A 19,700-nucleotide genomic window follows, 5' to 3' on the forward strand; every position below is an offset into this window, starting at 1 on the left:
GTTTTGGAATGTTGAGTGCCCGTTAGAACTTCATGACCAAAATACCGATCAGTACGAGCCCACAGGCTAAGAGCCTTGGCCTGCCGAAAGGTTCTTTCAGGTAACGCATGCCGAACAGCACCACCAGAATCACGCTGATCTCGCGCAACGCCGCCGCTTCGGCAATCGACCCCAGCTGCATTGCCCACAGCACCAAAGCGTAGCTGAACAACACGCAGAACCCGACCGCCAGCCCCAGCCGCCACTGTTCACGCCAAAACAGCATGAACGCCGTGCGCTTGCTTACCAGCGCCAGCAACGGGAACGGCCAAGCGCTGAGCAACGTGACCCAGACCAGATAGTCCAGAGGGTGCGACCAGCGCCGTAACGCCTGGCCATCGATGAAGGTGTAGCAGCCGATGCACAGGCCGATCAGCGCCACCACCGGCAACATCGACCACGGCAGACGCGCACCACCACCGCCCTGCCAGAGCAGGCACAGCATGCCAAACGGAATCAACAGGATTCCGAAGATCTGCTGATTCGTCAGCACTTCGCCAGCGAAGATCAGCGTCAGTGCCAGCACCACCAGCGGCGACAGCCCACGCATCAACGGATAGACCAACCCGAGGTCGCCGACCCGATACGCCTGGATCAGCAGATAGCGATAGAGCAGTTCGAACGCCGCCGACGCCAGAATCCATGGCCAGATTTCAATCGGTGGTAGCGCCACGAACGGCAGCATCAGGGCGACAAACAGCATCGCGACGCTATCCATGCAGGCCACCACCAGCAGCCGTTCGGCGCTGAATTTGATCAGGGTATTCCACGCCGCGTGCAACAGCGCCGCCACCAACACCAAAGCCGTCGCAAGCACGGCACGCTCCTTTTATTGACCGCCGCGCCCCTGTCGGAGCCAGGCTTGCCGGCGAAGGCAATCTCAAGGACGCCTTCGCCGGCAAGCCTGGCTCCTACAGGACACGCGTGGATAATTGATTCGCCATATGTCAGCAGCTGTTTATACTGCAAGCGACCACGCCGCACTCAGTTGCGCACAGACTAATTCCAATAATTTCTGCCCCTGCCCGCGCTCATCGAGAACGGTCATCGGCATGCGTATGCCTGATCAAAGCGTCAAGACTACCGACAGAGACCTTGCGCATGCCACTCGCCTTGCTCGCCCTCGCTGTTGCCGCGTTCGGCATCGGCACCACTGAATTCGTCATCATGGGTTTGCTGCCCGACGTCGCCCGCGACCTCGCCGTGAGCATTCCCCACGCCGGTCTGCTGATCACCGGCTACGCCTTGGGCGTGGTGTTCGGCGCGCCGATTCTTGCGATCGGCACCGCCAACATGCCGCGCAAAGCCACGCTGCTGGGCATGACGCTGATGTTCATCCTCGGCAACGTGCTGTGCGCATTGGCACCGAACTATGCCACGTTGATGGCCGCGCGAGTGGTCACCGCGCTGTGCCACGGTGCGTTCTTCGGCATTGGCTCGGTAGTCGCGGCGGGCCTGGTTGCACCGAACAAAAGGGCGCAGGCCATTGCCATGATGTTCACCGGCCTGACGCTGGCCAATGTGCTCGGCGTGCCGTTGGGCACCGCGCTCGGGCAATACGCCGGTTGGCGTTCGACGTTCTGGGCGGTCTCGGTGATCGGGGTGATTGCAGCGCTCGCGCAGTGGCTCTGGCTGCCGAAGGACATCGCGATGGACAAAGCCAACCTCGCCAGCGAGTTCAAAGTACTGGGCAAGGTCAATGTGTTGTTGGCATTGGGCATGAGCGTGCTGGCGTCGACCAGTCTGTTCAGCGTGTTCACCTACATCGCGCCGATTCTGCAGGACATCACCGGTGTCAGCCCCCATGGCGTGACGATTATGCTGTTGTTGTTTGGCGTCGGCCTGACGGCGGGCAGCATGCTGGGTGGTCGCCTGGCGGACAGCCGATTGCTGCCTTCATTGGTGGGCATGGCGCTGGCCGTGGCGGTGGTATTGGCTGCCTTTAGCCAGACCAGTCACTCGGTGATTCCGGCGGCGATCACACTGGTGCTGTGGGGGATTTTCGCGTTTGCCCTGTGCCCGATTCTGCAACTGCTGATCATCGATCAGGCGCATGAAGCGCCGAACCTTGGCTCGACGCTGAACCAGAGCGCCTTCAATCTTGGCAACGCAGCAGGTGCGTGGATCGGCGGGCTGGTGGTTGCCAGCGGTGCGGATCTGGCGGATCTGCCGTGGACCGGTGCGCTGGTCAGTGGCCTGACGGTGCTGACCGCGCTGTTCTACATCTATCTGCAACGCCGCGGTGCGACTGCGGTCAATGTGTCCGGCTGAATCATTGCGTCGCTGCTGACACCGCTATCGCGAGCAGGCTCGCTCCCACAGTGGATCTCCAGTGCACACAGATTCTGTGTACGACCGAATTCCATGTGGGAGCGAGCCTGCTCGCGAAGAAACTGACTCGGTGCAACTGCCTTAACCCCCCGGATGCTCGAACTTGTCGCTGCCTTTATCTGCCTGACCACACTCCTCACCTACGTGAATTTCCGCTTCATCGGCCTGCCTCCGACCATCGGGGTCATGGTCACCGCGCTGATGTTTTCCCTGCTGCTGCAAGGCCTGAGCTTGCTCGGCTACCCCGGCCTCGAAGAGCGCATTCAGCAACTGATCAGCCAGATCGACTTTGGCGATCTGCTGATGAACTGGATGCTTTCCTTCCTGCTGTTCGCCGGCGCCCTGCACGTCAACCTCAATGACCTGCGCAGCTACCGCTGGCCTATCGGGCTGCTGGCGACCTTCGGCGTATTGATCGCCACGGCGGTGATCGGCAGCCTCGCCTATTACATTTTTGCCCTGTTCGGCTGGCACGTGAGCTTCCTTTATTGCCTGCTGTTCGGTGCGCTGATTTCCCCCACCGACCCGATCGCGGTCCTCGGCGTGCTACGGACTGCCAATGCGTCCAAGCCTCTGAAAACCACCATCGTCGGCGAGTCGCTGTTCAACGACGGCACGGCCGTGGTGGTGTTCACCGTGTTGCTGGGCATTGCGCAACTCGGCGAGACCCCGACCGTCGGCGCCACAGCGATGCTGTTCGCCCATGAGGCGATTGGCGGCGTGCTGTTCGGTGGGCTGATCGGTTATCTGGTGTACCTGATGATCAAGAGCATCGAGCAGCATCAGATCGAGGTCATGCTGACCCTGGCGCTGGTGATCGGCGGCTCGGCCATGGCGTCGGAGCTGCATGTGTCCGCCCCCATCGCGATGGTCGTCGCGGGTCTGATCATCGGTAACCTGGGCCGCAACCTGGCGATGAACGACATGACGCGCAAGTACCTGGACGGCTTCTGGGAATTGCTCGATGACATGCTCAACGCCCTGCTGTTCGCTCTGATCGGCATGGAGCTGTTGCTGCTACCGTTCAATTGGCTGCACGTGCTGGCGGCGAGTTTGCTGGCACTGGCGATTCTGCTTTCGCGCCTGCTGACGGTCGCGCCGGCCATCGTGCTGCTGCGGCGCTGGCGCACCGTGCCGCGCGGGACAATCCGGATTCTGACCTGGGGTGGTTTGCGCGGCGGTGTTTCGGTGGCCCTGGCCCTGGCCCTGCCGCTGGGCCCGGAGCGCGACTTGCTGCTGAGCATCACCTACATCGTGGTGCTGTCGTCGATCCTGCTGCAGGGTTTGAGCATCGGCAAACTGGTCAAGCACGTGACCCGGGATGAGCCTGCGCCAGCGGCACAGGCCGAGCATCACTGATTACTTTTTGCTCTTCTGCGGATCAGGCTCTGACGCCTGATCCGCCGTCTTCTTCGGCGGACCGCTCTCGCTGCGGATCTGCGCGTGGCTGATCAGCGCGAAGATGAAGCTGCCGCCGATGATGTTCCCCGCCAGCGTCGGCCCGGCGAACACCAGCCAGAAATCCTTCCACGGCAATTCGCCGGCAAACACCAGGTACGAGACCTCGGCCGAACCGACCACGATGTGGGTGAAATCCCCCAGCGCCATCAGGTAAGTGATGAGGATGATGATCCACATCTTGGCGCTCTCCATGGACGGGATCATCCAGACCATGGTGGCAATCATCCAGCCCGACACGATGCCTTTGGCGAACATCTGGCTGGCGTCGTTTTCCATGATCTTGCGCCCGATATCGAGGAAGGCCAGGTCGGTCTTGCTGTCGAAAATCGGCAGATTGAGCATCACGTAGGCCACGAGCAGCGTGCCGCAGAGGTTGCCGACCAGCACCACCGACCACAGGCGTAGCAATCGCCCGAAATTGTTCAGTGTGGGTTTGGTCATGATCGGCAGCACGGCCGTCAGGGTGTTCTCGGTGAACAACTGCTGACGGGCGAGGATTACCGCAAGAAAGCCAGCGCAATAGCCGAAACTGGCGATCACCTTGAAGCCTTCACCGTCCGGCAGTCGAGAATTGAGCAGTCCCATGGCCATCAGCGACAGGCCCATGGTCAGGCCGGCGGCGAGTGCCGACCACCACAAGGCGGCGACGCTGCGTTCGAGCTCCTGATCGCCCTGGGTGCGGATGATTTCATGCAGCACCGCGGCCCGCGGTGGCTGATTTTTGTCGACGTCGTGCTGTTCTTCCGGCGACAGGTTTGGGGTCTTGCCGTCTTGCTTGATGTCCATAGCGCTCCGGAACAGGTGATGTGTCATGTAGGTACGACACGCGCGGCCCGGAGCTGTTCACTGACCGTCCAACGAAACTGGCTCTGTAGGAGCGAGGCTTTCCAGCGAAGGGTTCACCTCGGTATTGCTGGTGACACAAATGACGCCTTCGCGAGCAAGCTTCGCTCCTACGGGGGCTCGCATTACTCGCTGGCGACGTCGTCCTTGAACTGGTCTTTGACGTACTTGATCTCGGTCTGGCCGTGCGGCGCGGGCAAGCCGTCTTCACCCAGGTTGACGAAGACAATCTTATCCACCGTCAGGATGCTTTTGCGGGTGATCTTGTTGCGTACTTCGCATTTCAGGGTTATCGAGGTACGACCGAACTCGGTGGCAGTGATGCCCAGTTCGATGATGTCGCCCTGGCGCGAGGCGCTGACGAAGTTGATCTCGGAAATGTACTTGGTGACCACTCGCTGATTGCCCAGCTGGACGATGGCGTAGATCGCCGCTTCTTCGTCGAGCCAGCGCAACAGGCTACCGCCGAACAGTGTGCCGTTGGGGTTGAGGTCTTCGGGTTTTACCCATTTGCGGGTGTGGAAATTCATAGGGGGCTCCAGGTTTGAGGCGTTTGAGCGATAGAGTTCTGCCCCCAGCTTCAAGTTTTAAGCGCCAAGCTGCAAGTAAATGCAGATTCGCTGTTGCTTGCCGCTTGTAGCTTGTCACTTGCCACTAGCCGGACAAAGGAAGCTATAATCGCCACCGATTTAAAACGGCTACTACCGTTTTCCCGCCACCTGTCCGAGGGGCGCTGCAGCAGGTTCGACCTGTCAGGCTCGGATGGGGCGTTGACTGGCCATGATCGGCCGGACACTAAACGCACAACGGCGCCCATTCGCATACATTACGAATGGAGGCTCATCATGAGCGCTGTTATCACGCCTGCAGATTTTAACGATTACAAAGTGGCCGACATGTCCCTGGCTGCCTGGGGCCGTCGCGAAACCATCATCGCCGAATCCGAAATGCCAGCCCTGATGGGTCTGCGCCGCAAGTACGCCGGTGAGCAGCCACTCAAAGGCGCCAAGATCCTTGGCTGCATCCACATGACCATTCAGACTGCCGTGCTGATCGAAACCCTGGTTGCCCTGGGTGCCGAAGTGCGTTGGTCGTCCTGCAACATTTTCTCGACTCAAGACCAGGCCGCTGCCGCTATCGCAGCTGCCGGTATCGCGGTTTATGCCTGGAAAGGCGAAACCGAAGAAGAGTACGAGTGGTGCCTGGAGCAAACCATCCTCAAAGATGGCGCGCCTTGGGATGCCAACATGATCCTCGACGACGGCGGCGACCTGACCGAGCTGCTGCACAAGAAATACCCGGCGATCCTGGACCGCGTCCACGGCGTCACCGAAGAAACCACCACTGGCGTTCACCGCCTGCTGGACATGCTGGCCAAGGGCGAGCTGAAAATCCCGGCCATCAACGTCAACGACTCGGTAACCAAGAGCAAGAACGACAACAAGTACGGCTGCCGTCACAGCCTGAACGATGCGATCAAGCGTGGTACTGACCACCTGCTGTCCGGCAAGCAAGCGCTGGTCATCGGTTACGGTGACGTGGGCAAGGGCTCCGCTCAGTCCCTGCGTCAGGAAGGCATGATCGTCAAGGTCTCCGAAGTCGACCCGATCTGCGCCATGCAAGCCTGCATGGACGGCTACGAGCTGGTTTCGCCGTTCATCGACGGTATCAACAACGGTACTGAAGCCAGCATCGACAAAGCCCTGCTGGGCAAGATCGACCTGATCGTGACCACCACCGGCAACGTCAATGTTTGCGATGCAAACATGCTCAAAGCCCTGAAGAAGCGCGCTGTTGTCTGCAACATCGGCCACTTCGACAACGAAATCGACACCGCTTTCATGCGCAAGAACTGGGCATGGGAAGAAGTGAAGCCGCAGGTTCACAAAATTCACCGTACCGGCCCTGGCGCATTCGATGCCCAGAACGACGACTACCTGATCCTGCTGGCCGAAGGCCGTCTGGTTAACCTGGGTAACGCTACCGGTCACCCAAGCCGCATCATGGACGGTTCGTTCGCCAACCAGGTTCTGGCGCAGATCTTCCTGTTCGGCCAGAAGTACGCCGACCTGTCGCCAGCCCAGAAAGCCGAGCGCCTGACCGTTGAAGTACTGCCGAAGAAACTCGACGAAGAAGTGGCCCTGGAAATGGTCCGCGGTTTCGGCGGCGTTGTGACTCAACTGACCAAGACCCAGGCCGACTACATCGGCGTGACCGTCGAAGGTCCGTTCAAGCCGCACGCTTACCGCTACTAAGACAAAGCAGCTGCGAGCTTTAAGCTTCAAGCGGCAAGCAAGGTCAAAAGCCGAACTTGCCGCGCGAAGCTCGAGAGCTCTGCCCCTATTCCAAAACAGTTTCAGGCAGCAGGCTCCAGGCACAAGAGATCAGCGCACCTCCGCTTCTCTTGCAGCTCGCAGCTTGCAGCTTGTAGCTGGAGGTTCCCTCCATGTCCCAAGACCGTCGCTACAGCTTCGAGTTCTTCCCTACGAAGACCGACGCTGGGCATGAAAAGCTACTCGCCACTGCCCGTCAGCTGGCCACGTACAACCCCGATTTCTTCTCCTGCACTTATGGCGCTGGCGGTTCGACCCGTGATCGCACGCTCAACACCGTGTTGCAGCTCGAAAGCGAAGTCAAAGTCCCGGCTGCGCCGCATCTGTCTTGCGTTGGCGACAGCAAGGACGACCTGCGCGGCCTGCTGGCTCAATACAAGGCAGCCGGCATCAAGCGTATCGTTGCCCTGCGCGGTGACCTGCCATCCGGCATGGGCATGGCCAGCGGCGAAATGCGCCACGCCAACGACCTGGTTGAGTTCATTCGTGAAGAAACCGGCGATCACTTCCACATCGAAGTCGCCGCCTACCCGGAGATGCATCCGCAAGCGCGCAATTTCGAAGACGATCTGAACAACTTCGTGCGCAAGGCTAACGCTGGCGCCGACAGTGCGATCACCCAGTACTTCTTCAACGCCGACAGCTACTTCTACTTCGTCGAGCGTGTACGGGCGATGGGCGTGAACATCCCGATCGTGCCGGGGATCATGCCGATCACCAACTACAGCAAGCTCGCGCGTTTCTCCGACGCTTGCGGTGCGGAAATCCCGCGCTGGATCCGCAAACAGCTGGAAGCCTACGGCGACGACACCCAGAGCATTCAAGGCTTTGGTGAGCAAGTCATCACCGAAATGTGCGAACGCCTGCTGCAAGGTGGCGCACCGGGGCTGCACTTCTACACACTGAACCAGGCTGAAGCGAGCCTGGCGGTGTGGAACAACCTGAAGCTGCCGCGCTGAAACAGTGCAGCACTCCAATGAAGGCTCTGGCGCAATCCAGGGCCTTTTTTATGGATTGCGCCTCGGGCCAGAGCTTCTGGATCCGATTTCTGGCTCTTTATGACTTCTCGTCGTAATCTCAAGCCATGCCTCTGATCGCACAGTTACTCACCGTGTTTCTATTCTCTTGCCTGAGCTTTGCCGCCCGGGGCGAGAAGCTGCGCATTGTCACCGAGCCGTGGGCGCCTTATGTCTATGAGGAAAACGGCAAATCCCTGGGCCTGGATTACGAAACCACGGCGATCGTGTTCAAACGCCTGGGGATCGAAGTGGACTGGCAGTTCCTGCCATGGAAACGCTGCCTGTCGATGCTTGAAACGGGCCAGGCGGATGGAGCGCTGGACATTTTTCACAGCGATGAACGCGACGCTACCTTGCTCTACCCCAGCGAACCGCTGTCGGAAGTCGAGTTCGTGATGTTCTACGCTAATGAGCGGCCCCATCCGTTCCGCACCCTCGACGACCTGAAAGGCCTGACCGTCGGCACCTCGCCGGGCTACCTCTATAGCAAGGATTTCAGCGAGTCGACTCTGTTCACCCGGGAGCCGGCGCCAACCCATGAAGCCAACTTCGGCAAACTGGTGCGCGGGCGGATCGACCTGCTGATCACTGATCGCCGGGTCGGGCAGCACTTGCTCGACGAATTGGGCATCCGCGACAAGATCACCGAAAACCCCACCGTCATCAGCCGCCAGAGCCAGTTTTTGGCGGTACGCCGTAACGCCGGCATGGATTTGCTGGTGCAGCGTTTCGGTGCCGAACTCAAGCGCTTCAAGCGCGAGCCCGCCTACGCTGAGCTCAGCGCCCGTTATGGCGCAGGCCCGGGGGTGCAAGCCGCCGCCACCACCACCGAAAAAACCGTTGAGCAGCAGGAAAGCGGCGCGCAGTGATTGCTCTGTTATACTCCGGCCTTCCCGCCAGGCTCACGCCCGGACGCTCGGACTTGTTCAAGGCATCTCGATCCGCTACAGCGCAGCTTTTCAGCCCGCGCGAGCGCTCCAGACGAGCTTTCAAGGCCCAGCAGGACCGGACGGGATTGCGTTCCTCTTAAACGCCATTCGCGCCAGGCAAGACTCCCATTGGGCCAAGCCCTAACTAAAACAGGATTACTCATGTCCTTTGCTTCCCTCGGTCTCTCCGAGGCTTTAGTCCGCGCCATCGAGGCAGCGGGCTATACCGAGCCTACTCCGGTGCAACAGCGGGCTATCCCCGCCGTGTTGCAAGGTCGCGACCTGATGGTCGCGGCTCAGACAGGTACTGGTAAAACCGGCGGCTTCGCCCTTCCGATTCTGGAGCGGTTGTTCCCCAACGGTCACCCGGACAAATCCCAGCGTCACGGCCCGCGCCAACCGCGCGTACTGGTCCTGACCCCTACCCGCGAACTCGCGGCTCAAGTACACGAGAGCTTCAAGGTGTATGCCCGTGACCTGAAGTTCGTCAGCGCCTGCATCTTCGGCGGCGTCGGCATGAACCCGCAGGTTCAGGCCATGTCCCGTGGTGTCGACGTGCTGGTGGCCTGCCCTGGCCGCCTGCTCGACCTCGCCGGCCAAGGCAGCGTCGATCTGTCCCACGTGGAAATCCTCGTGCTGGACGAAGCCGACCGCATGCTCGACATGGGCTTTGTCCATGACGTGAAGAAGGTCCTGGCTCGCCTGCCGAGCAAACGTCAGAACCTGCTGTTCTCGGCGACCTTCTCCAAAGACATCACCGACCTTGCCGGCAAGCTGCTGCACAACCCGGAACGCATCGAAGTCACACCGCCGAACACCACGGTCGAGCGCATCGAGCAACGCGTCTTCCGCCTGCCAGCCAACCACAAGCGTTCGCTGTTGGCGCACCTGATCACCGCTGGCGCCTGGGAACAGGTCCTGGTGTTCACCCGCACCAAGCACGGCGCCAACCGTCTGGCCGAGTACCTGGACAAACACGGCCTCAGCGCCGTCGCGATCCACGGCAACAAGAGCCAGAACGCCCGCACCAAAGCCCTGGCCGACTTCAAGGCCGGTGAAGTGCGCATTCTGGTCGCCACCGACATCGCCGCTCGCGGCCTCGACATCGACCAGTTGCCACACGTGGTCAACTTCGAGCTGCCGAACGTCGACGAAGATTACGTTCACCGTATCGGCCGTACCGGCCGCGCCGGTCGTTCGGGCGAGGCGATCTCGCTGGTCGCCCCGGACGAAGAAAAGCTGCTGAAAAGCATCGAGCGCATGACCAAGCAGAAGATTGCCGATGGCAACCTGATGGGCTTCGACTCCAGCGCTGTAGAAGCCGAGAAACCGGAAGTTCGCGAGCGTCCGGATGTGCGTAACCCACGTAACCCACGTGGCCCGCGCGGCGACGGCCCGAACGGCACCGGCGGTGGCGGCGGTCGTAAAGACAAGGGCAAGGACAAGGGCGGCAAAGAAAAAGCGCCCGCCACTGGCCGTGGCGATCGCCCGGCCCGTGAACACAAGCCACGCGAAGGCACCCCGGCTCGCGAGCAACAGCGTCCGGCTCCTCGTGCTGCCGTTGATCGTGCTCCGGATGAGTTCCTGGACGACGATGTGGATAACTTCGGTAACCGCGTTGACTACGTGCCTCAAGCCAAACCGGCTCAGGGCCGTGGCCGCCGTCCGGGTGCTCCGGCACCAGGCGCGGCAGCCGGCGCAGGTGCTCCACGCACCGGCGGCAAGCCTCAGGGTCGCCAAAACGGTCCGCGCAGCAGCGACGGCGCCACCACCGGCACGCCGCCGGCCAAGCGCAGTGGCCCACGTAACGGCGCTCCACGTGACGGCCAGGCCCGTCGTGAAGAGTCCCGCAACCGTCGTCCGGCTCGCACCGACGACCAGCCGCGTTCGGAACCGGCCGTGCAAAACCCGCGCGGCCCGGCACCGAAGATCATTCACAAGGAGTCGAAAACCGATCGTTTCCCGACTCCAGAGCAACTTGATCAACTGCCAGGCCGTCCACGCGGTGAGAAGCCAGCGTTGCTGACCCGCAATCGCTGATTTAACACTGCCATAAAAAATGCCCCGGCTCTCACGACCCGGGGCATTTTTTTGGCCTGACGCAACCCCCTGTAGGAGCGAGGCTTGCCCGCGAAGGGGTCAACCGGATTTCTGTGGAGAGGCCGCTGGCGCTTTCGCGGGCAAGCCTCGCTCCTACAGGATTTTGGGTGCGACGCAGATTATGTTCGGCCATAAAAAACGCCCCCGATCGCGAGATCGGGGGCGTTTTCGTGTCAGGGGCGAAAATTACTTCGCCTTCACACCTTCAAACGAAACGTACAACTCGACGGCATCGGACGCTGGGCCCAGGTCTTTCTGCTTGCCGAAGTCGGAACGCTTGATGCTGGTGGTGCCTTCGAAGCCGGCACGGTAGCCGCCCCATGGATCCTTGCCTTCGCCCAGGAAGGTAGCCTTGACCACGACTGGCTTGGTCACGCCAAGGATGGTCAGGTCGCCGGTCACGTCGGCAGTGTCTTTACCAGCGGCGTTTTTGCCGGTGGATTTAACGCTGGTGGAGACGAACTTGGCTTTGGACCCGTCCAGGAAGTCTTTGCTGGCGATGTGCTTGTCGCGCTCGGCATGGTTGGTGAACACACTGGCGGTGTTGACGTTGAACTCGATCTTGCTCGCTTCCGGCTTGGCCGCATCGAAGCTGAACTTGCCGTCGATGTCCTTGAAGGTACCGGTGATGTAGCTGTATCCCAAGTGGCTGATCTTGAAGTCAACGAAGGCGTGCTGGCCTTCTTTGTCGACGACGTAGTCAGCCGCCATCACGTTAGCGGACAGCAGAGCCGAACCGATTGCCACAGCAGCGAGTGTTTTTTTCAACATGCTTTCTATTCCTTTGGAGTCGAGGTTGAACTTCAGGCTTTGCGGCCCAGCATTCGATTGAGGGTCGCATCACGATCGATAAAGTGGTGCTTCAATGCTGCCAACGCGTGGAGACCGGAAAAAATTACCAGCGCCCACGCCAGATACAGATGAATCACACCGGCGGTGTCTGCCTGGTCCGGTAGTCCGGAAACCAGCGCAGGAATTTCAAACAGGCCAAACACCGAAATCCCGACACCGTCTGCGGTGGAAATCAGGTATCCGGCAATCATCACAGCAAACAGGCTGAAGTACAGGAACGAATGACCGAACTTGGCGCCGAGACGCGTCATGCGGCTATATGTCTCCAGTGTCGGCGGTGGCGGGCTGATAAAGCGCCACAACACCCGCAGGACCATGACAGCCAACAACACCAGGCCAATGCTCTTGTGCAATTCCGGCGCGTCTTTGCGCCAGGTGCTGTAGTAGTCGAGACCGACCATCCACAAGCCCAGCGCGAACAAACCGAAGACCGCCAGCGCCACGCCCCAGTGCATGAAGACGCTGACCCAACCGTAGCGGGAAGAAGAATTACGTAGCTGCATTGCCCAAATCCTGTGAGAACTGCGACCAAGACTATCGAGTTATCTATCGAATTAAAGCGGAAAATTTCGCTTTGAAATATCGAGAAATACGATCAAGAGTCTGAAATAGAGTCGTTAAGGAAAGATTAAAGACCAATGTGTAATAAAAAATGAAGTCCAGCCATGGAACACCTGCGCCACAAGATTTATTCGATTCTTGTGATTGGTTTCTTTCAGGCATAAAAAAACGCGGCATGTCTGCCGCGTTTCTTTGAGTGCCAAAAGCTTACTGCGCTTTGGTTTCCGTCGCCGGGGTCGTAGAAGTTTTTGCCGCTGGTTTCTTCGCGGTTTCAGCCTTCTTCGCCGGGGCTTTGGCCGGCGCTTTTTTGGCTTCGGTCTTGGCAGCAGGCTTTTTCACCGGGGCTTTCTTGGCCGGCTCGGCTTTCACCGGGACCACAGGCTTCGGCGCTTCAACCGGTGCAGGTGCTGGAGTCGGTGCCGGCGTTGGAGCAGGTGTCGGCGCCACTGGCTCTGGTGCCTTGACCGGTTCCGGCTTCTTGTCGTCATCGGACGAACCACCGAACAGGTTGGTGAAGAAGTTGCCTTTCTTCGCCGCCACCGCGCCGGCCGCTACAGCGGTCGCTGCCGGCACAACCTTCGCAGGCTCAAACGACTTGCCCGCCGCCAGGTCTTCAACCTGACTGGCTGCACGTTGACCGGTGCGCAATGCGCCTTCCAGCGTGCCTGGGTACAAGGTGTCGGTGTGTTCGCCAGCGAACGCTACGCGTTGCAGCGGGCGTTCCCACAGACGCCAGTATTTACTGATCTGGCCCGGGCCGAAGGCCAGGTAAGCGCCGCCCATCGACGGGTCGGTGCTGTAGCGGCGGATTTCATAACCGGTGAACGAACCGCGCGCCTGTGGATAAAACGCGTGCAGACGAATCAGCACCTGGTCGACCATCTGCTTGTCGCCGAACGCCTGCATCACCCGTGCGTTGTCGCCGGACAGGTTGATCACCACGTTGGCGCCACCCTTCAGCGCCGGCTCGACCCACAACATGCCCAGGCCGGTGTTGCTGTAGATCTCGCCGGACATGCGCGCCTTGCTTTCCCACACTGGCGTCTTGAACTTCAGCATGATCTGGTCACGCCAGCCGTAGTTGGTGCCCTTGATGGCACCCAGGTGCTGGGCGTCCAGCGCCGGGATCATCTGAATCTTGTTCAGGGCGCGCAACGGCACGGCCACCACCACGTAGTCAGCCTGATAGCCAACGCTGCCGACTTTGACGGTCACACCGTCCTTGTCCTGGTTGATGGACGACACCGGAGAGCTGGTCTTGATGGTTTTCAGCTGTTTGACGAAGGCCTGGGCCAGTACCGGGCTGCCGCCGAGCAGGCGCGAAGCGCGCAGATCACGGTCGGAGACGCCACGGTAAACACGGCTCTGCTGTGCGAAATACAGCAGCGACAGGCGCGAAGGTTCGTCGTAACGGGTACGAATCTGCTGGTTCACCAACTGGCGTGCCGTGGCTGGCAAGCTCAGACGGTCGAGCCAGTTGGAAACGTTGATCTGATCCAGAGCGTGCAGCGTACTGTTGGCCGCCGGGTTCTGTGGATCTTCGATCGAACGCGCCAGATCGTCCAAGGTCTTTTCGTAGCGCTTGAGGGCTTCGGCGGTGGCCGGTTCCTTGGTGGCCAGGTCGGCGGCGGTGTAATACACGCCATCGATCAGGTAGCTCGGGGTCCGCACGAATTCAGGGGCTGGCGTGGTGCTCAGCTTGAAGGTCGATACGTATTTGTTCAGCACCGGTTGGGTCTTGTCGTTGCCGATCCACTCACTGGTGGCCATACCGGAGCGACCGCCCAGGCTCGGCTTGGCTTCCAGCAAGGTCACCTGCCAGCCTTTGTTCTGTAGTTCATAAGCGGCAGTAAGGCCCGAGAGCCCGCCGCCGATCACGATCGCCGTTTTATCCTTGGCCAGCGCAGACACGCTGAACAGCCCCAACATCACCAGCGCACAGGCGCGCAGCCAACCAGCAGACATTCAGCGAACTCCGGAAATACACGAGGAAATAGCGGTTTTACGAGTCAGACGACTCAAAGAACCGCGAAGAATACGTCAGCCATCAAAAGGCCGCCAGCGACGTCTATCGACCTATACAAAGTAGCTCAATCGACACAATGGGTTGTCCCCGTGCGATGCATTGCATAGGCTTGCGCGATTGTTTGCCCGCGAAACCAGCGAGCCGCCTCGAGGAGACTGAACATGGGCCTGAATAATCAGTGGATGCAACGCGATCTTGCGGTGTTGTGGCATCCCTGCACCCAGATGAAAGACCACGAACAGCTGCCACTGATCCCGATCAAGCGCGGTGAAGGCGTATGGCTGGAAGACTTCGAAGGCAAACGCTACCTCGACGCCGTTAGCTCCTGGTGGGTCAACGTGTTTGGCCACGCCAACCCGCGCATCAACCAGCGCATCAAGGATCAGGTCGATCAGCTGGAGCACGTGATTCTGGCCGGTTTCAGCCATCAGCCGGTGATCGAGCTGTCGGAGCGTCTGGTGAAGATGACGCCGGAAGGCCTGACGCGGTGCTTCTACGCCGATAACGGTTCGTCCTGCATCGAAGTCGCGCTGAAAATGAGCTTTCACTACTGGCTCAACCGCGGCCAGCCGAACAAGAAGCGCTTTGTCACCCTGACCAACAGCTACCACGGCGAAACCATGGCGGCGATGTCGGTGGGCGATGTGCCGCTGTTCACCGAGACCTACAAGGCGTTGCTGCTGGACACCATCAAGGTGCCGAGCCCCGATTGCTACTTGCGCCCCGAGGGCATGAGCTGGGAAGAACACTCGCGGAACATGTTCGCGGCCATGGAACAGACGTTGGCCGAGAACCACGACACCGTCGCGGCAGTGATTGTCGAGCCGTTGATCCAGGGTGCCGGCGGCATGCGCATGTATCACCCGGTGTACCTCAAACTGCTGCGCGAAGCCTGTGATCGCTATGGCGTACACCTGATCCACGACGAAATCGCCGTCGGCTTCGGCCGCACCGGGACGATGTTCGCCTGTGAACAGGCCGGCATCCGCCCGGACTTCCTCTGCCTGTCCAAGGCCCTGACCGGCGGCTACCTGCCGCTGGCGGCCTGCGTCACCACCGACGATGTCTACAGCGCGTTCTACGACGACTACCCGACCCTGCGCGCCTTCCTGCATTCGCACAGCTACACCGGCAACCCGCTGGCGTGCGCGGCGGCTTTGGCGACGCTGGATATCTTCGAAGAAGACAACGTCATCGAGAACAACAAGGCATTGGCGCAGCGCATGGCCAGCGCGACCGCGCACCTGGCCGATCACCCGAACGTTTCGGAAGTGCGCCAGACCGGCATGGTGCTGGCCATCGAGATGGTCAAGGACAAGGCAACAAAAGAAGCTTATCCGTGGCAAGAGCGTCGCGGTTTGAAGGTGTTCCAGCACGCGCTGGAGCGCGGTGCTTTACTTCGACCGTTGGGCAGCGTGGTGTATTTCCTGCCGCCGTATGTGATTACACCGGAGCAGATCGATTTTCTGGCCGAAGTGGCCAGTGAAGGGATCGACATCGCGACCCGTGAAGGCATCAGCGTGTCGGTGCCGAAGGACTTCCACCCCGGCTTCCGCGATCCGGGCTGAGTCACCGAAAAACCCTGTGGCGAGGGAGCTTGCTCACGCTCGGCTGCGAAGCGGTCGTACTCCGGCTTGCGCGTTTTAACTGACAAATCGCGGTCGCCGGGTTTGGGGCTGCTTCGCAACCCAGCGGGAGCAAGCTCCCTCGCCACAAAAGCTGATTGAGCACGCTGCTATATTCGACTTTTACAGAGATCCAAGATGAGACTGTCCCGCTTCTTTATCGACGCCCCCTTGAGCACCGGCGAACACGAATTGCCCGAGGCCCAGGCCCATTACATCAGCCGCGTGCTGCGGATGGCCGAGGGTGATGCGCTGCAATTGTTCGACGGCTCAGGCCATGAGTTTCGGGCCACGCTGGTGGAGGTCGGCAAGAAGCGCGTCGTCGTGCAGATCGATGAAAGCTTCGCCGGGCAAATCGAGTCGCCCTTGCAGATCCACCTCGGCCAGGGCTTGTCCCGAGGCGAGCGCATGGATTGGGCGATTCAGAAAGCCACTGAACTGGGCGTCACCGAAATCACCCCGATCTTCAGCGACCGCTGTGAAGTCCGCCTGAAGGATGAACGCGCCGACAAACGCCTGATGCACTGGCGCCAGGTGGCGATCAGCGCGTGCGAGCAATGCGGGCGTTCACGGGTGCCAGTGATTCATCCGCCGCTGTTGCTGGCGGACTGGTTGAAGCAGACCGAGGCCGAGTTGAAACTGGTGCTGCATCCGGTGGCTGAGCCGTTGGTGAGTCATGCCAAACCGACAACCTTGGCGTTTCTGATCGGGCCTGAGGGCGGGTTGTCCGATGCTGAAGTCGAGCAGGCCAAGGCTGGCGGTTTTCACGCCGCCCGCCTCGGTCCTCGCGTATTGCGCACCGAAACCGCACCCGTCGTGGCGTTAGCGGTGGCGCAACAACTGTGGGGCGACTTCTAGGTTCTGATCGTTCCCACGCTCCGCGTGGGAATGCAGCCCGTGACGCTCCGCGTCACTGGACGCAGAGCGTCCCTAGAGGCATTCCCACGCAGAGCGTGGGAACGATCTGTCCGCAACTACTGCACCGGATCACTCACCGGTTTGGCGATGATGGCTTTCAGCTCGCTGGTCATCGGGAATTCCAGGTTCAAGCCTTTGGGCGGGATCGGCTGTTGGAACCAGCGATTGTAGATGCCGTTGATTTCGCCCGAGCTGTACAGGTCAGCCAGTGTGGAGTTGACCAGTGCCAGGAACTGCGGATCATCCTTGCGCACCATGCAACTGTAGATTTCCCGCGACTGCTCCTCACCCACCACCACCCACTTATGCGGATCGCGGGCCTTCGCTCGTTCACCATAGAGCAGCGCGTCGTCCATATAGAACGCCGCCGCCCGACCCGACTGCAGCATCTGGAAAGCCTCGCCATGGTCCTTGGCGCTGATCACGAACATATCGATCTTGTGATCGACGTTGTAACTCTTCAGAAACCGTTCATTCGTTGTGCCCGCGGTGGTCACGACGTTCTTGCCGCGCAGGTCAGCGAAACTCTTGATGCCGCTGTCCTTCGCCGTGAGCAACTGACCCTTCACGTAGATAAACCCGTAGGAAAACGCCACTTGCTGCATGCGCTCGGCGGTCACGCCGGTGGAGCCGCACTCAAGGTCGACCGTGCCGTTCTGCACTAGCGGAATGCGCGTTTGCGAGGTCACCAGGTTGTACTTCACCTGCAGATCCGGCAGTTCAAGCTTTTGCTTGATGCGCTCGACAATCTTGCTCGCCAGGTCCACCGAATAGCCCATCGGCTGCCCCGTGTGATCACCCACGTAGGAGAACGGCACCGACGCGTCGCGATAGCCCAGCGTGATGCTCTTGGCATTGGCAACCTTGTTCAGCGTACCGGTCAGTGGCGTTTCGTTGGCCTGGACCTGACTGGCGAGCAGCAGACCGAGGGTGCAGCCGATCAACGTGATTTTTTGCATTGTTATTCTCCGTTGTGGGTTGAGCGATTAGCGGCGCGCTGCGATCACGGTGATTTCCACCAGGACCTCGGGACGGGCCAGTTGCGCCTGCAAAGTAGTGCGGGTTGGCGCTTTGCCCGGTGACAGCCACTGCGACCAGACCTCATTCATGGCGGCAAAGTCGCGGCCAATGTCGTTCAGGTAAATGGTCGCGTTGAGCAGATGATCCTTGTCGCTGTCGGCTTCGGCCAGCAACGCATCGATCTTCGCCAGCACCTCGGCGGTTTGGCCGGTGACGTCGAGGCTGTCACCCGGAACCTGTCCCGAGAGAAACACCAGATCGCCAAAGGTCACCGCGCCAGAGAGCCGGCTGTTGCTGTTGATACGGTTGATGCTCATCGGTTTTTCCTTTTCAAGTCAGGCGACGCGGGGGGCGAGGCCCTGCATTTCAATCGAGGGTGCGCGCCGGGCGATCAACTCGCTGAGCAACCGGGCGCTGCCGCAAGCCAGGGTAAAACCCAGGGCGCCATGGCCCAGGTTGAGCCACAGGTTGCGGTACGCCGTGGCCCCGATCAACGGCACGCCGCTGGGGGTGGCCGGGCGCATGCCGGCCCATTCGATGGCGGCGGTGTAATCGCCGGCATTGGGTAAGGTTTCCTGCGCCTGGCGCTTGATCAGCGCCAGACGTTTGGGGTCGAGCGCCGGGTCGAAACCGACGATGTCGACCATCGCCGCCACGCGCAGTTGATCACCGATGCGGGCATAAACGATCTTGCGGTTGTAATCGGTGATGCTCAGCTCCGGCGCGCGATGTTCGGTGCGCACGGGCAAGGTCAGGCTGTAGCCCTTGAGCGGATACAGCGGCAGGTGCATGCCGGGCAGCGCCAGCGCCGGACTGCGATGACCGGCGGCGATCACCAGTTGCTCGACCGGCAGCACGTGCGAACCCATTTCTACAGCCTGCACCGCGCCATCCGCGTGGCGAATGCCGGTGACCTTGCGTCCCAGCAAAAACTCGCAACGCCCCGACGCCTGGAGCCGAGCCAGCAGTTGCTGGCAGAAAGCATGGCAATCGGCGACTTCTTCATCAGGCGTATAAATCGCGCCCACAAACGGCGCCTCGGCAAGCGCAGGCTCCAACTGTGCGCATTCGGCACGCGACAGCACGTGCTGCTGTTGCGGATCGGCCAGGCCATGGCGCGCATGCTCAAAACTCGCGGCTTCACGAAACGTCACCAGTTTGCCGTTGCGCCGCCAAGCGAAGCCGTCGAGACGGTCTTCGTCCCGCCAGCCTTGCAGCGTGGACTGGCTCAGCAGCGCCAGACGCAGCAGGTGCGCGCCGTTGCGCTGATTCACAGAACGACGGCACGCCGCCAGGAAGGACCCCATCCAGCGCCATTGCGCCGGGTCCAGGCGCGGACGCAACTTCAGCGGAGAGTCACCGCGCAGCATCCAGCCAAGCGCCTGCAACGGCACGCCGGCATCGGCCAGTGGCGCGACATAACGGTAGGACAACTGGCCGCCGTTGGCGAAACTGGTCTCGCTACCCAGCGAATCCCGGGCCTCGATCAGCGTCACGTCGATGCCGTCGCGAACCAGTGCGTAAGCCGTCGTCAGGCCGATGACGCCGCCACCGATGATGCAAACCCGCTGAGCCATGTCTGTCCTTAACCGTTGTTGAAACAGGCTTCAGGTTAGGACCAGGTGACAGACCTTGAACAATGC

The 19,700-nt window shown here is 60.6% G+C and carries 17 protein-coding genes and 1 riboswitch; of the genes, 8 read left to right on the forward strand and 9 right to left on the reverse strand.

Annotation, left to right across the window (positions count from 1 at the left end):
- Positions 1-22 precede the first annotated feature (22 nt).
- A complete protein-coding gene (locus tag RHP74_RS29005; RefSeq protein ID WP_010466925.1) occupies positions 23-856 on the reverse strand; it encodes an EamA family transporter in 834 nt (277 codons plus the stop codon).
- A 284-nt stretch (positions 857-1,140) separates the two neighbouring features.
- On the opposite strand from RHP74_RS29005, the gene RHP74_RS29010 reads away from it, so the two are divergent.
- Complete coding sequence (locus RHP74_RS29010; protein WP_077747245.1) at positions 1,141-2,310, forward strand: MFS transporter; 1,170 nt, start codon at positions 1,141-1,143, stop codon at positions 2,308-2,310.
- 153 nt (positions 2,311-2,463) lie between these two features.
- Positions 2,464-3,729 (forward strand): sodium:proton antiporter, encoded by a 1,266-nt coding sequence (locus RHP74_RS29015; RefSeq protein WP_010466923.1) that lies wholly within the window; start codon positions 2,464-2,466, stop codon positions 3,727-3,729.
- Here the strand turns inward: RHP74_RS29015 and RHP74_RS29020 are convergent, their stop codons facing one another.
- Both RHP74_RS29020 and RHP74_RS29025 read right to left on the reverse strand, forming a co-directional pair.
- Positions 3,730-4,617: a formate/nitrite transporter family protein gene (locus tag RHP74_RS29020; RefSeq protein ID WP_154912931.1), complete on the reverse strand. Its 888-nt coding sequence runs from the start codon at positions 4,615-4,617 to the stop codon at positions 3,730-3,732.
- Between the two features lie 182 nt (positions 4,618-4,799).
- Positions 4,800-5,204 carry an acyl-CoA thioesterase gene (locus RHP74_RS29025; RefSeq protein WP_010466921.1) on the reverse strand — a complete coding sequence of 135 codons (405 nt, stop codon included), beginning with the start codon at positions 5,202-5,204 and terminating at the stop codon, positions 4,800-4,802.
- Between the two features lie 189 nt (positions 5,205-5,393).
- A riboswitch (S-adenosyl-L-homocysteine riboswitch) is annotated at positions 5,394-5,496 on the forward strand.
- A gap of 23 nt (positions 5,497-5,519) precedes the next feature.
- Here RHP74_RS29025 and ahcY point away from each other — a divergent pair.
- From ahcY to RHP74_RS29045, 4 genes are all read left to right on the forward strand, one after another.
- Positions 5,520-6,929 carry an adenosylhomocysteinase gene (ahcY, locus tag RHP74_RS29030; RefSeq protein ID WP_077747242.1) on the forward strand — a complete coding sequence of 470 codons (1,410 nt, stop codon included), beginning with the start codon at positions 5,520-5,522 and terminating at the stop codon, positions 6,927-6,929.
- A 191-nt stretch (positions 6,930-7,120) separates the two neighbouring features.
- Positions 7,121-7,966 (forward strand): methylenetetrahydrofolate reductase [NAD(P)H], encoded by an 846-nt coding sequence (metF, locus tag RHP74_RS29035; RefSeq protein WP_010466919.1) that lies wholly within the window; start codon positions 7,121-7,123, stop codon positions 7,964-7,966.
- A gap of 125 nt (positions 7,967-8,091) precedes the next feature.
- Positions 8,092-8,895, forward strand: a complete 804-nt coding sequence (locus RHP74_RS29040; RefSeq protein ID WP_010466917.1) for an ABC transporter substrate-binding protein — start codon at positions 8,092-8,094, stop codon at positions 8,893-8,895.
- A 222-nt stretch (positions 8,896-9,117) separates the two neighbouring features.
- Positions 9,118-10,995, forward strand: a complete 1,878-nt coding sequence (locus RHP74_RS29045) for a DEAD/DEAH box helicase (RefSeq protein ID WP_311096807.1) — start codon at positions 9,118-9,120, stop codon at positions 10,993-10,995.
- Positions 10,996-11,241: 246 nt separating this feature from the next.
- Here the strand turns inward: RHP74_RS29045 and RHP74_RS29050 are convergent, their stop codons facing one another.
- From RHP74_RS29050 to RHP74_RS29060, 3 genes are all read right to left on the reverse strand, one after another.
- Positions 11,242-11,826 carry a YceI family protein gene (locus RHP74_RS29050; protein ID WP_010466914.1) on the reverse strand — a complete coding sequence of 195 codons (585 nt, stop codon included), beginning with the start codon at positions 11,824-11,826 and terminating at the stop codon, positions 11,242-11,244.
- Positions 11,827-11,858: 32 nt separating this feature from the next.
- On the reverse strand, positions 11,859-12,410 hold the full coding sequence (locus RHP74_RS29055) for a cytochrome b (RefSeq protein ID WP_010466911.1): 552 nt from the start codon (positions 12,408-12,410) through the stop codon (positions 11,859-11,861).
- A gap of 265 nt (positions 12,411-12,675) precedes the next feature.
- Positions 12,676-14,433 carry a flavin monoamine oxidase family protein gene (locus RHP74_RS29060; RefSeq protein WP_169857147.1) on the reverse strand — a complete coding sequence of 586 codons (1,758 nt, stop codon included), beginning with the start codon at positions 14,431-14,433 and terminating at the stop codon, positions 12,676-12,678.
- Between the two features lie 222 nt (positions 14,434-14,655).
- On the opposite strand from RHP74_RS29060, the gene RHP74_RS29065 reads away from it, so the two are divergent.
- Both RHP74_RS29065 and RHP74_RS29070 read left to right on the forward strand, forming a co-directional pair.
- Positions 14,656-16,062, forward strand: coding sequence for an adenosylmethionine--8-amino-7-oxononanoate transaminase (locus RHP74_RS29065; protein WP_154912934.1), 1,407 nt, complete (start codon positions 14,656-14,658; stop codon positions 16,060-16,062).
- A 195-nt stretch (positions 16,063-16,257) separates the two neighbouring features.
- Complete coding sequence (locus tag RHP74_RS29070) at positions 16,258-16,977, forward strand: 16S rRNA (uracil(1498)-N(3))-methyltransferase (protein WP_010466899.1); 720 nt, start codon at positions 16,258-16,260, stop codon at positions 16,975-16,977.
- A gap of 116 nt (positions 16,978-17,093) precedes the next feature.
- On the opposite strand, the gene RHP74_RS29075 is transcribed toward RHP74_RS29070, so the two are convergent.
- The 3 genes from RHP74_RS29075 to RHP74_RS29085 are packed head-to-tail and all read right to left on the reverse strand — an operon-like array spanning position 17,094 to position 19,634.
- Positions 17,094-17,996 carry a transporter substrate-binding domain-containing protein gene (locus RHP74_RS29075; RefSeq protein ID WP_017341248.1) on the reverse strand — a complete coding sequence of 301 codons (903 nt, stop codon included), beginning with the start codon at positions 17,994-17,996 and terminating at the stop codon, positions 17,094-17,096.
- A 27-nt stretch (positions 17,997-18,023) separates the two neighbouring features.
- Positions 18,024-18,374, reverse strand: coding sequence for a RidA family protein (locus tag RHP74_RS29080; protein ID WP_010466895.1), 351 nt, complete (start codon positions 18,372-18,374; stop codon positions 18,024-18,026).
- A gap of 18 nt (positions 18,375-18,392) precedes the next feature.
- Positions 18,393-19,634, reverse strand: coding sequence for a D-amino acid dehydrogenase (locus tag RHP74_RS29085; protein ID WP_145306749.1), 1,242 nt, complete (start codon positions 19,632-19,634; stop codon positions 18,393-18,395).
- Positions 19,635-19,700 lie beyond the last annotated feature (66 nt).

It is taken from the genome of Pseudomonas sp. SG20052, from assembly GCF_031766055.1.
GTDB classification, from domain to species: domain Bacteria; phylum Pseudomonadota; class Gammaproteobacteria; order Pseudomonadales; family Pseudomonadaceae; genus Aquipseudomonas; species Aquipseudomonas mandelii.